Source organism: Algibacter sp. (genome assembly GCF_029245835.1).
Lineage (GTDB): Bacteria > Bacteroidota > Bacteroidia > Flavobacteriales > Flavobacteriaceae > Algibacter_B.
In genome coordinates this window covers 37,175-51,438 of the sequence record NZ_JAQWOO010000081.1, presented here as the reverse complement: position 1 = coordinate 51,438, position 14,264 = coordinate 37,175, and the positions used below count along the sequence as shown (strand labels likewise).

The window sequence follows — 14,264 nt, the reverse complement described above, 5'->3', positions numbered from 1 at the left end:
AAATTGCTTTAAAAAATCTTCGTTCAATAAATCTTCTGGTTTCATAAATGTGTAAAATTTAAAATTAATAAATAAAAAATCTCAGGCTAAATATTAACCTGAGATTTTAAAACTTACACAGTTTATGAGATACTGCCTATTTGAAACCAATTAAGAGATAACACAAGTTATGGCGTTCTTATGCACACCAAACCTTTGTATGAAGTCATCGATTTATTTAATTTTCTTTAAAAGCGTTCTTCAATTATTTCTTCAGTTGAAAATTTATAACGCATGTTTCTATAGACACAAATATCCGTTATGTCTTCTGGTACACCTAAAGGGACTGCTCTAAAATTAGAAGATACTCTATCCTCTTTTACAGGCATAACCCTATGAAAGCAATGCCCATGTAAAAATATTACAGTACCTTTTTGAGGTCTATAAACCACTTGACCTTCTATATCCTCATGGGGTACCCCTACTGGTAAAACCCCTGCTTTGTGTGCTTCAGGCATAATTACAATAGCGCCTCCTGTGTCTTCAGTAATATCATGCGTATATACTAATCTATTCAAATTGTACATTTTTGAATTTTCTGGCGGACAGTCTTGATGCCAAGCCTGACCTATACTACCTGCTTTGGAAAACATCATCATGCAATATAAATTCTCCCATTTATTATCTAAAATGGCATCAGTTATTTTGTTAAATGTGTCGTCTTTATCAATGTCATCAAAATAAGGCTTACCTTCTTGATATGGGAACCATGGAATAACTTCATTTTGAGATTTAGTGATATAATCATTAGTGTGTTCCCAACCTTTATTCAATCGGAAATGATCTAGATTAATTTGTTGATATTGGTCCATCAGGTCTTCGGGAAAGAACGCTTCAAAAATAACATACCCCTTTTCCCAAAATTCTTGTTTTATTTTTTTGTAATCCATTATTATTAATTTTTAAAAAGTGGAACCTTGCAATCATAACTAATTCATAAAGATACTTATAATTTCAATGATGTAGTTATTGTGCTTTCAAGTTTAGTCTTGAATAGAAATATTTTTTAACAATTTATTTAGATTAACATTAATTTTTTTCAAAAAAATAACATTTATGACCTTATACAATGTTCTATAATATAAACATTCAAAAAAACAAACACAACATTAAAGTATTATACCTATACAATACCACAACATTATATAAAATATTGAAATTTAAATAAGTGTTCTTTAATAAATAATATGGGAATTAAACCCTATTGATATTGCTATTCTGTCAAAAATAGGGGTGTTTTTTAGCAGTGTATGTTTTTTGTTGAGGTATTTTTTATTTAATTCGTAATGTTTTAAGGTATTTTTAACAAAAGTCTTTCCCCAAAGTTTTTACCTAACAAAGCTTACTAATTAAACGAACAACTCAAAATAAGTGAAACTATGAAAAACAATTTTCTAAGATTATTACTCTTATTATTTACAACATTCTCTTTTGCGCAGGCAAATAAAGTAGAAGTTGTAAGTAATGCAGACGGCATGAAATTAGTTGTCAATGGAGAGGATTTTATAATTAATGGTATGAATTGGGATTTTATCCCAATTGGAACAAATACTGTTAATGCCAATTTTTGGAACAAATCAGATGATGTTATCAAGGCAGGACTTGACACAGAAATGTCTTTGTTAAAGAATATGAATGTTAATGTAATACGCCAATACACTGGAGTTCCAGCAAGATGGATTAAGTATATCTACGAAAACTACGGTATCTATACCATGCTTAATCATTCTTTTGGTCGATATGGTTTAACTATTAATGGTGCATGGACGCCCGTTACTATTTATGATGACCCAACTACAAAAGATCAGTTGGTGACAGATATGAAAGATTTGGTAGAAGGGTATAAAGATACACCGGGTTTACTGCTTTATTTATTAGGTAACGAAAACAATTATGGTTTGTTTTGGGCAGGTGCGGAAACTGAGGATTTTCCAGATGATGAAGGAAGAATAAATTTTATAGGAGAAAGTCGTGGACGACCAATGTATAGGTTGATGAACGAAGTTTCTAAAATGATAAAAGAAATGGATCCTTCGCATCCCGTTGCTATATGTAACGGTGACGTTTTGTTTATTGATATTATCGCAGAAGAATGTAAAGATGTAGATATATATGGGGTGAATTCTTATCGTGGAGCGTCGTTTACAGACATGTTTGACGTTGTGAAAGAAAAGCTTAACAAGCCAATTATGTTTACTGAGTTTGGAGCTGATGCTTTTAATGCTATTGAGGGTAAAGAAGACCAAAAAGCTCAGGCCTATTATATGGTTGAGAACTGGAAGGAGATTTATCAAAATGCTGCTGGATTAGGAAAAGCAAATAACTCTTTAGGAGGTTTTACATTTCAGTTTAGTGATGGCTGGTGGAAATTTGGTTTTGATGATAGAGAGAATGCCGATTTGCACGACACGAACGCATCATGGGCTAATGGTGGCTATTCTATTGATTTAGCACCTGGCGAAAACAATATGAACGAAGAGTGGTTTGGTATATGTGCAAAAGGACCAACTAGTTCTAGAGGACTTTACGAATTATATCCACGTGCCGCTTATTACGCCTTAAAAGAAGCACATCAATTAAACCCTTATGCTGAAGGCGTTGATGCAGCGTTTGTTGAAAATCATTTTAGTAACATTCAACTTATGGATGCGGTTTTAAAAGCACGTGGCGATAAAGCAGCTTTAAAAGGAGATGGCTCAGATAAAATTAGACTTAGTAATTTCAGAGCTGAGTTTTCAACATTTAATACAGGGGGAAGTTTAATAACAACTCCAAATACTGCTGATCCAGATACTGAAGACTTTCCAAACCAATTGGGGTTTGATCATATGCAGTCTTATTATATAGGTGTTGAAGGAAACCCAACTTCGAATATGAGGGCAGAAGTTAACTTTAATGTACTTGGTAACGTAGCGCAAAACCCTATTGATCAGATTTTTTACGAAAGTGTTGGCACCCCTATAACGGTAGTAAATGCAAACGGTGAAGAAATTGTTATAACAGATAATAATCGAGTAAGAGTTTATAACGCAGAGTTTGAATGGAACTCAAAACATGCAGATGTAAGAGGTTTTTATAGAACAGGACATTACCATTGGCAGTATGAGGGCGATTTTTTCGGTTTATATCCGGAAGCTAATTATGGCCCTAACTTAGATATCTATAATGGTGAGATATTAGGCATGGAGGTTGATGGAAAAGGGTCTTTAGATGGGTTTAAGGCAGCATTTGGCCCACAATTATGGTGGGGAGCAAATCCAACCGTACTTTTAAAGTATAGAACAAAATTAAATCATTGGGACGTAACTGGTATCTATCATAGAGACTTAGATACAGGCTTAAATTTCGATGCAAACGGACAAAGGATTCTTAATGCTAATCAGGTTCGTAGTGGTGTGATTCCGGGATGGCCTACAGAACGCGCTACTATAGCTCTTGAAAGAGAATTTGGAGCTTTTGATTTTTTAATAGGTGGTATTTGGGGAGGTAGTCCATTAAATGGGAGTTCGTTTCAAGACGTCACTGGCGAATCAGGTAATTATGTGGTTTACCAAGATAAAATAAATTCAGATGACAACTGGGGTGCAAAAGCAAAAATAACGTATCAAAAAGGAAGGTTTAATTGGTACGCTCAAGGTGCTTATATGGGCTTAGTAGCTAATGGAGGTGCTGATGCGACAATGACATTTACAGGGTGGAAACTTAAGGATTCAGGAAGTGGTAACCAAACCAATGTACTTACCGGTTTTACAGTAAGCACAGGAAAATGGCAAATTGCACCAAACTTCCTTTGGCAAAAACCTTTAGTAGCACCAATGCCTAACGATATAGGTGCTCCTGGAAGATTAAGGAACTTTATAAGCGATCCGTTCGCTGTTAGAGGTAACAGAGAAACAACAGCTGGGGAGTTACTTTTAACTTTTGACCCCACACCAGGATCGTTTTTTTATGAGTGGGATAACGACCGTGCGGAGGATGCAAAAATTGCGTTTAACCTAGGTTTTGTGTACCGTCATCATCCTACAGCACAAGATGCAGCCATAGGGTTTTTAGCCAATCGTACTTTTGCTCCGTTCGGACAATCTGCACCACGACAAGACCTTTGGGAAATAAGTTCTCGTGTTGTTTCTAAAGTAAATAGAGATTTAGGAATTATTGCAAACTTTTATGGTGGGAATGCTCAAGCGAATGGTGATAGCGATAGAACTATAGAACGCTTTGGTGGAAACTTTAAAATGATTTATAACAATTGGAAAATTGACTATGGTTTCAAGGTTAACGATTGGGGACCTTTTGATTACCACCGCGATTTTAACCTCACATTTCCAGTTCAAAACATTATTGATATTTCAACATCAATAGGAAAACCAGATTGGTTTATTCTTCCAGATACTAAGATAGGTATCCGTGGCTCGTGGCGATCGTTAGATCAAAATTCACCTAGGTATTCACCTATTGCAGCTCCAGCTGGCGCAGTTCCAGCAATTCCTCTAGCAAGTCCAGTTGGATTTGGTAACGGAAGCGAATGGGAGATTAGAACCTATGTACACATCAATATTGGTAAATAAAATAAGATGAAAATGAAAAACATAAAATTTACATATACAAAAATAACAGCTATTCTTGGCTGCATACTCACTATGGTAGTGAGTTGTGATAGAGAACTATCTGATGAAGCGGTTTTTGCTACATTTCCAAGCAATGCCGAAATATTTACTGATAATCCTGTTGGACTTACCGATCAATTCTTTGTGTCGTTTGATCCTGCAACGGGCGCTAATACGGAAGGCTTTGGTGTGAGTAATAAGGATATTTATGCAGGCACAACATCTATCAGAATTGCTGTTCCTTCGGATACAGATCCTGACGGAACTTATATAGGGGGTATTTTTAGAGATCGCGGAGAGTGAAGAGATTTAACTAGGTATAATGCCCTTACGTTTTGGGCAAAAGGCACTACAACAGCAACAGTTGGGGATGTTGGTTTTGGCACAACGTTTGGCGATGATTTTCCAGAAGGTTTTGTTGGAGACAAGTATGCTACGAGCTTGCAAAATATTCAGCTATCTACAACGTGGAAAAAATATGTTATTCCAATTCCTGATCCTTCTAAATTAGTACAAGAAAGAGGGATGTTTCTTTTCTCTGCAGGATCTCAAAGTACTGGTGGTATGGGATTTACCTTTTGGATAGACGAACTTAAATTTGAAAATTTAGGATCGGTGTCTCAACCAAGACCGATTATTTTGGGAGGAGAAGATGCGGAAGTACAAACATTTACAGGAAGTGAAATTAATCTTGCGGCATCGGGCTTACAGCCAAAATATAATATTAATGGACTAGATGTTGTAGTTAACGCTGCTCCTAGGTATTTTGATTTTTCATCATCTAATACCGATGTTGCTATTGTTGATGAGAATGGGATTGTAAGTATTATTGGTGAGGGTACAGCAGAAATAACAGCTGCGCTATCTGGAATTAAAGCAGAGGGCTCATTAACTATCACTTCGAGTGGAGGGTTAGACCTTGCTCCAGTTCCAACCCGACCAGCAATAGATGTTAAGTCTATTTATAGTGATGCCTATACCCCTGCTACTACTAGTAATTTTAGTCCCGGTTTTGGCGGCTCTACAACACAAACAACTGAATTAGGGTCAACTGGTCAACAGGTGCAGGCATATACAAATAATAATTTTACAGGCATTATTTTCGATAGCACAATAGACGCCTCGACGTTAACACATTTGCATATTGATATTTATACAGAAAATGCGGGTACCAATGTTAATATACAAATAAGGGATGTAGGAGCGAATGGCGAAATAGAAACGAATGTTTTTACCGGTAATCCTGATGGTGATGATAAAGATAAAAGGTTTGATGCAAATGGATTAGCAGTTGGATCATGGACATCTATAGATATTCCGTTAGATGCGGGACTTGCTACTCAAAAGAACAATTTGGGAGCACTAATTTTAGCAGGCGGTCCAGACTTCATACTAGATAATATTTACTTCTATAAGGAATAAGTTAGATAATATAAAATTCAAAAAATAAAAAGATGAATAAAACAAAAACATATAAAATAAAGGAAAAAACCTTACTCTTTATGTCTTTTCTATTGGTAGCGGTTTTAGTTATCTATAGTTGTGAAACAGATGAGAAACAAACAGTGACAACTTTTAACGTACTTGTTATGGCAGACGAGTTTGATGTTGATGGTGTTCCAAATCCTGCCATTTGGGGTTACGATACTGGAACGGGTTTTGACGGATGGGGAAATAATGAGCTACAGTCTTATACAGATCGTTCTAAAAATGTATCGGTACAAAATGGGATGTTGCTTATTACGGCACAGAAAGAAGACTTTCAAAATGCCACCTTTACTTCGGCGAGACTTTCTACTAAAGGGTTGTTTGAACAACAGTATGGGCGTTTCGAAGCGCGAATAAAAGTTCCGTCTGGTTCAGGTTTATGGCCAGCCTTTTGGTTACTCGGAGCAGATTGCGAGGATGTTGGAGAGCAACTCGATTCAAATTGGCCGTTATGCGGAGAAATTGACATTATGGAATATAGAAGGGATGAGCCAACGTCTATTAGCGGAACAGTTCATGGCCCGGGGTATTCAGGCTTAACGCTTCCTCAAGGACAAATCACAAAAAGTTACGATTTAGAGGAGCGAATAGATAATGGATTCCACATATTTGGTATTGAATGGGGTCCAGACTATATAAATTTTTATGTAGACGATGTATTATATAATCAAATAACACCTGCCGATCTTAACGTAACACCTGCCAATTTAACTGGAGAGTTAGGCGAATGGGTATTTAATAAGCCTTATTACATTATTCTTAATCTAGCTGTTGGTGGTGCATTTCCTGGAAATCCGGACAGCGACGAAATATTTCCTCAATCCATGCTCGTAGATTATGTAAGAGTATACAAAAGAAGTAACAACTAATAAAAAAACGACAATGAAAAAATTAATCAGAACATTTAAACAGATTTCAATTTTAATCTTGGCTATAACCTTTATAGGTTGCGAAGAGGATGACACGAATTTACCAAAAGTTCTTGCAGGCTTTACGTATACTCTTAATGCAGATACAGGGGTGGTAACTTTTATTAATCTATCAACAGACGCCACAAATTATACTTGGGATTTTGGAGATCAAAGCGGCTCTACACTCATTAACCCTGTTAAGGCTTACCAAAATGGTACTTATACCGTTGTTTTAAAGGCGTCTGCCGTTTCTGGATCTTCAGATACGTTTCAAGATGAGATAACCATTTTAATTCCTGAAATAGCCACATTGCCAATCACTTTTGATGGCGCAAATACCGTATATGAGCCAACGGCTTTTGATGGTACTTCTTTTGCAGTAGTTGATAACCCCGCTCCTGGTGGCTCAAACAGTGTAGCCTCTAAAGTAGGTGCTATAACGAATAGTGGTGCGACCTTTGAAGGTATATTTTTTGAATTAGGTTCAGCTATCAATTTAGCAACAGGAGGAACTATTAAAATGAATTTTTGGGCAGACGCTGCGGTAGATATTTTATTAAAACTAGAGGAAGGATCGTCATCTACTTCAGATGTAATTGTAAGCCATACTGGTAGTGGATGGGAAGAACTTTTGTTTAGTTTTTCTGAAACAACCTCATACTCAAAATTAGTGTTATTTGTTGATGGATTTGGTACAGCATCGGGTACGTTTTATATGGATGATGTGATGCAAATTGAAACTCCTGCTCCACTTTGTACGCCAGAAACAGAAGAGTCTTTAAACGTTGCAGATCTTAACATTACGTTTTTAAGCGATCCGGCAATTGCAGGAGGTGGTATTTCTTCTGTAAGTGAAGACAATGTAACTTATGAATATGCCGATAATCCAGATGGTTCTACGGATGCTAACAGATCTTGTAAAGTTGGTAAAGTAACAAAATCGGGTGTGCAGCCTTGGGATAACTTACAAATTAATTTTGACGACAAATTTACGTTTTCAGATGGAGATAATTTCACAATAAAAGTGTATTCTCCGGTTTCAGGCTATAACGTAACAATGAAGTTAGAAGATAAAACAACCGAAGGCGCTGTTAATTCAGGAGATGTATTATCTACAACTCAGACTACTAAAACTAACGAATGGGAAGAGCTTACAATTCCGTTTAATGCAGTAGATAGCGGTAAATATGATAAAATGGTAATATTCTTTGATTTACAAGGAGATGCAAATACCAACGTGTATTATATTGATGATATAAAATTAAATACTAGCGGCGGCGGTGGCGATAATTGTGTTGCAGATGCACCTCAATCACTAACCGCAGCAGACTTAGACTTAACGTTTGCGACTGACCCTGGTACTATACCTACAAAGGGGACTGATGGTAAATTTTTCCAAGATAATGTAACCTATGAGTATGTGGATAACCCAGATTTTAGTGCAACCGCAAACAATTCATGTAAAGTAGGTAAAGTAACAAAATCGAATGTACAGCCTTGGGATAATCTACAATTAGATTTTGCTGATAAATTTACGTTTGCAGATGGAGATAATTTCACAATAAAAGTATTTTCTCCTCAGTCTGGTTATAAAGTAACTTTAAAACTAGAAGATAAATCAACAGAAGGAGCTGTCAATTCAGGCGATAGAGAATCTACAACAAGTACTACCAAAACAAACGAATGGGAAGAGCTTACGATTCCTTTTGGTGCCGCTGATAGTGGTAAGTATGATAAGATTGTAATATTCTTTGATATTTCAACTGCAAGCACAAACACCTATTATTTCGATGATTTAAAATTAAACAGTGGTACCGGCGGCGGTGGCGGTGGTGGTGGCACTGGCGATTGTCCTGCTCCAGCTGCAGGTGAATTCATTGTTGATGGTGATTTTGAAGCAAATGCAGATTGTTGGGAGCTTATTCAGATTCAGGCTGGCACATCCTCTGAGATTGTAACAGACGTAAACAATGGTGGAAGCAACTCCGTAAGAGTAAAAACTGCTCCAGGAGGTAACCCTGGTATCAAGCAAACACGTTTTGGTGTTGGAGTTATTCAACCAAATACTAATTATGTTGTAACTTTTGATATTAGAGCAGATGTTAATGATCCTGTTGCTAATGGCTCAATATTGAATGCAGCAACCTTTTCTGAATCAGCAGAAAACTCAGGAACTGGGGCGGTGAGGCATAATCTTATAGCTGGAGAAGGTAATGTTTCAAGCGCATGGACAACTAAAACTTTACCTTTCACCTCAGCAGCCAATGTTGATGGAGGTATGTCGCTATTGATAGAGCTAATAGGTGGTGGCTCTACAACTACAGGCACTGTTTACATAGATAATGTATCTCTTAAAGCAGCTCCTTAATCCAACAAGAGGTAATTATATAATTTAAGTAGAATAAAAAGGCTAGCGTGTATTTGTACTAGCTAGCCTTTTTCATAAATTGTGCATTAAGGGTTAAAAAAACCTAATAAAATAAATAGATTAATGAACCAACCAATTTTAAAATCTGAAGAGATAGCTACAGAGCTTTCAGAAAAAATAACGGGAAAACTAGTTACTTTTGATAATGAATCTTTTTATAAGATTTCCAACAGCGATAAAATGCGCCCATTTTTTATGAGCATTGTTAGTGATTCTAATCACTGGATGTTTATATCAAGTAACGGGGGTTTGACTGCAGGACGAAAAAATGCTGAATTTTCATTATTTCCATATTATACGGATGATAAAATAACAGAAATGGCTGAAACTACAGGTAGTAAAGCTATTTTTCAAGTCCATTTAAATGGGAAAACTCAGATTTGGGAACCGTTTTCAATCCGCCAAATGGGAACCTATAAAACACAAACAAACCTTTACAAAAATGTATACGGAAATAAAGTGGTATTTGAAGAAAATAACCTCGATTTAGGTTTAACCTACAGGTATCAATGGAATTCTAGTAGCGAATTTGGCTTTATAAAAAAGGCCACTTTAATAAACAGTACAGATTCTAAAGTTACAGTTACAGTGCTTGATGGTTTACAAAACATATTACCCGCTACAGTAACTTCAGATTTACAAAACAACAGAAGTAACTTGGTTGATGCTTATAAAAAGAATGAGCTACAAGCTGAAGTTGGTTTAGGGATTTACGCTTTAAGTGCTGTTATTGTTGATAAAGCAGAACCAAGTGAATCATTAAAATCTAATATTGTTTGGTCTTCAGGTTTAAAAAACCCAACGTATTTATTATCTTCTTCTCAATTAAATGATTTTAGAAGAGGCGAAAGCGTGTTTCAAGAAGTTGATGTTAAAGCAGAAAAAGGCGCTTATTTCATATCTTCAACTGTAGAACTTGAGGCAGGACATCAAAACAATTGGATGTTTGTGGCCAATTTAAATCAGTCTATTTCAGATGTTGTTCAGATTTCAGAAATTATTAAAAAAGATAAAGATTTATCAAATCGAGTTCAAAAAGATATCGATGCAGGAACAGCAAATTTAATTGATTTAACGGGTGCCTCAGATGGATTACAGCTTACAGCAGATGCGCTTATTAATACAAGACATTTCTCTAATACACTATTTAACATTATGCGTGGTGGTATTTTTGATGATGCCTATACTATTGAAAAATCAGATTTTATTAAGTACATAAGTAAGGCCAATAATCAGGTGTTTGCTCAAAAAGGAGCCGTATTAAATGCTTTAAAAGACACCTTTAGTTTAAAATCACTTAAAGACTTAGCAGAGCAAGATGATAATCTTGACTTTCAACGCTTATGTTTTGAATATTTACCGTTGAAATTTAGTAGAAGACACGGCGATCCTAGTAGACCTTGGAACAAGTTTTCAATTAACACACAAAGTGAAGTTGATGGTTCTAAAATTTTGGATTACGAAGGAAATTGGCGTGATATTTTTCAGAATTGGGAAGCTTTAGCACACGCTTATCCTGAATATATTGAAGGGATGATTCATAAGTTTTTAAACGCAACAACGTTTGATGGTTATAACCCTTATCGTGTAACAAAAGATGGTTTCGATTGGGAAATTATTGAAGAAAACGACCCATGGTCTTATATTGGTTATTGGGGCGACCATCAAATTATTTATCTCTTAAAATTCTTAGAATTTATAGAAGACCACTACCCGAACACTTTAGGGAAACGTTTCAACCAGAATATGTTTGTATACGCTAATGTACCTTACAGAATTAAAAGCTACGCGGATACTTTAAAAAACCCAAAAGATACGATTGATTTTGATCATGATTTAGATCATAAAATTAACGAAAGAAGGGCTAAATTAGGAGCTGATGGTGCCTTATTACTAGACCAAAAATCAAATACCTATAAGGTTAATTTAGTTGAAAAGTTATTGGCAACAGTACTTTCAAAAATTTCAAACTTTATTCCAGAAGGTGGTATTTGGTTAAATACGCAACGCCCAGAATGGAATGACGCTAACAATGCTTTAGTAGGTAATGGTGTATCTATGGTCACATTATATTACATCTACAGGTTTTTAAATTTCTTTGAAGGTATTGTTAAAAAAGCAGAAACTAAAGAGGTTCAGGTTTCTCAAGAATTAGCGATTTTCTTTAATGAGATAGTTGCTACACTTCAAGGTAACGCTAATATTTTAGCAGGAAACATTTCAGATAAAGACCGTAAAACAGTTCTTGATGGTTTAGGAAAAGCTGGAAGCATATACAGAGAAACCATATATAACAATGGGTTTTCTAGTGGTAAATCGGAATTAAAGCTAGAGGCTATTTCTAGTTTCATAGAAGTAACTAAAGCTTATTTAGAACACAGTATTAATGCCAATAAGCGTGAAGATAATATGTATCATGCCTATAACATAATGACTGTTAAAAGTGATGCTGCTGTTTCTATATCTTATTTATCAGAAATGTTAGAAGGTCAAGTAGCGGTGTTAAGCGCCGGCTACCTCTCTCCTATTCAAGCTTTAAATTTATTAGACGGATTAAAAAGTAGTGCGTTGTTTAGAGCGGACCAGTATAGTTATATTTTGTATCCAAATAAAGACTTACCAAGGTTTGATGAAAAGAACAATATTTCTTCAGATAAAGTTAATCAATCAGAACTTCTTAAAAAATTAGTTGCTGCGGGTAACAGGCAAATTATTGAAAAAGATGTTAACGGGAATTATCATTTTAACGGTAATTTTAATAATGCCAATAGTCTAAAAGACGCATTAAGTAATCTAGATGAGTCTTATAAATCTTTAGTTGAATCTGAAACGGAATTATTACTTCAAACCTTTGAAGCTATTTTTGATCATAAATCTTTTACAGGTCGTTCAGGAACATTTTTTGGTTATGAAGGTTTAGGCTCTATTTACTGGCACATGGTATCTAAGTTATTGTTGGCCGTTCAAGAGAATTGTTTGAGAGCCATAAACAGCAATGAAAGCGATGATGTAATAGGTAGATTATTAGACCATTATTACGAAATTAACGCAGGTATTGGGGTTCATAAATCACCAGAATTATATGGCGCAATACCAACCGACCCTTATTCGCATACACCAGCTACCAAAGGCGCACAACAGCCAGGAATGACTGGACAAGTTAAAGAAGATGTGTTAAGCAGATTTGGAGAATTAGGCATATTTGTTCAAGATGGAAAGCTAGGGTTTAAACCAAGTTTATTACAAACTAAGGAGTTTTTACAAACGCCTTCAACATTCCGTTTTACAAATGTAGCTAAGGAAGAGCAAGAGATGGTATTGGACGCAAATTCATTATGTTTTACTTATTGTCAAGTACCAATCATTTATCAATTGTCAGATGCAAACGGTTTGGAAGTTGTTTTTAATGATGGGAAACGAGCAAAATCTGATGCTATAAGTTTGGATACTGAGGTTTCAAAGTCACTTTTTGAGAGAAAAGGCGAAGTAAATAAAATTGTAGTTTCAATAATAAAATAGAAACAAAATCAAATAGAAACGAAGTACAATATACTCACAATATTATTATTAATGCAAGGACGTAACGAAAAGCCAAAAGCCGAAAAACAAATAACAGCTGCCGATATTTTAGGAAACCCTAATTATTTAGCGATGTCCTATGGAGGCTATCGTAAAAAAACGCGTAATGTTCAACCTACTTTAAATGAGCTTAAAGAAGACATGAAAATCTTAGCAGCCATGGGGGTTAAGATTTTAAGAACTTATAATGTACAATTACAACAAGCTCCTAACCTATTGAAGGCTATTAGCGAGTTGAAAAAAGAAGACCCAAACTTTGAAATGTATGTGATGTTAGGTGCTTGGATTGATTGTGAAAACGCATGGACAGACAGAGAGCCAAATCATGAGATTGAAAGTGAGCAAAATAAAGGAGAAATAGCTAGGGCTATAGCTTTAGCAAAACAATATCCAGATATCGTAAAAGTGATTGCCGTTGGTAACGAGGCTATGGTAAAATGGGCAACGAGTTATTTTGTGCAGCCTAGTGTTATTTTAAAATGGGTAACCCATCTACAGGATTTAAAGAAAAAAGGACAGCTTCCTAAGGATTTATGGATAACCAGTTCAGATGATTTTTCATCATGGGGCGGAGGGGATGCAGAATATCACACAGAAGATTTAAATAATCTTATAAGAGCTGTAGATTATATATCTATGCATACCTACGCCATGCATAATTCACACTATAATCCCGCCTTTTGGTTAGTTCCAGATGAAGAGGTCATGCTATCTGATGTTGAAAAAGTAGAGGCTGCAATGCAACGTGCTTTATTGTTTTCTCAACAACAATTTGATGGAGTTGCAAACTATATGAGACGATTAGGCATAAATAAACCAGTTCATATTGGTGAAACAGGGTGGGCAACTATTTCTAATGAACATTATGGTGCTGATGGATCAAAAGCTGCAGATGAATATAAATCTGGTAGATATTATCAATTGATGAGAGAGTGGACTAATAAAGAAATGATTTCCTGTTTTTATTTTGAAGCATTTGATGAACAATGGAAAGATGCAGAAAATCCATTAGGTTCTGAAAATCATTTTGGATTAATTAACCTAATAGGTCAGGCTAAATATGCTATATGGGATCTGGTGGATAAAGGTGTTTTTAAAGGTCTAACTAGAGATGGACAATCAATAACAAAGACCTATAATGGTAATAAAGACGATTTACTGTCTGAAGTTGTTCCTCCTCCTCATAGAATGGAAACTGCTATAAACTTTTAA

At 35.5% G+C, this 14,264-nt stretch carries 8 protein-coding genes; 7 read left to right on the top strand and 1 reads right to left on the bottom strand.

Features of this window, described 5'->3' with window-relative positions; genetic code table 11:
• Positions 1-227 precede the first annotated feature (227 nt).
• Positions 228-929, bottom strand: a complete 702-nt coding sequence (locus tag P8K68_RS13275; protein ID WP_300251882.1) for a phytanoyl-CoA dioxygenase family protein — start codon at positions 927-929, stop codon at positions 228-230.
• A gap of 489 nt (positions 930-1,418) precedes the next feature.
• On the opposite strand from P8K68_RS13275, the gene P8K68_RS13270 reads away from it, so the two are divergent.
• The 7 genes from P8K68_RS13270 to P8K68_RS13240 all read left to right on the top strand — a co-directional run bounded on the left by P8K68_RS13270 (position 1,419) and on the right by P8K68_RS13240 (position 14,264).
• On the top strand, positions 1,419-4,607 hold the full coding sequence (locus P8K68_RS13270; protein ID WP_300251879.1) for a glycoside hydrolase family 2 TIM barrel-domain containing protein: 3,189 nt from the start codon (positions 1,419-1,421) through the stop codon (positions 4,605-4,607).
• Positions 4,608-4,619: 12 nt separating this feature from the next.
• Positions 4,620-4,949 carry a hypothetical protein gene (locus tag P8K68_RS13265; RefSeq protein WP_300251877.1) on the top strand — a complete coding sequence of 110 codons (330 nt, stop codon included), beginning with the start codon at positions 4,620-4,622 and terminating at the stop codon, positions 4,947-4,949.
• A 138-nt stretch (positions 4,950-5,087) separates the two neighbouring features.
• Positions 5,088-6,068, top strand: coding sequence for a hypothetical protein (locus P8K68_RS13260; RefSeq protein WP_300251875.1), 981 nt, complete (start codon positions 5,088-5,090; stop codon positions 6,066-6,068).
• Between the two features lie 32 nt (positions 6,069-6,100).
• Positions 6,101-7,003, top strand: coding sequence for a glycoside hydrolase family 16 protein (locus tag P8K68_RS13255; RefSeq protein WP_300251872.1), 903 nt, complete (start codon positions 6,101-6,103; stop codon positions 7,001-7,003).
• A gap of 13 nt (positions 7,004-7,016) precedes the next feature.
• Positions 7,017-9,413: a PKD domain-containing protein gene (locus P8K68_RS13250; protein ID WP_300251870.1), complete on the top strand. Its 2,397-nt coding sequence runs from the start codon at positions 7,017-7,019 to the stop codon at positions 9,411-9,413.
• 123 nt (positions 9,414-9,536) lie between these two features.
• Positions 9,537-12,992, top strand: a complete 3,456-nt coding sequence (locus tag P8K68_RS13245; RefSeq protein ID WP_300251868.1) for a hypothetical protein — start codon at positions 9,537-9,539, stop codon at positions 12,990-12,992.
• Between the two features lie 51 nt (positions 12,993-13,043).
• Entirely contained in the window at positions 13,044-14,264 is a 1,221-nt protein-coding gene (locus P8K68_RS13240; protein WP_300251865.1) for a glycosyl hydrolase family 17, read from the top strand.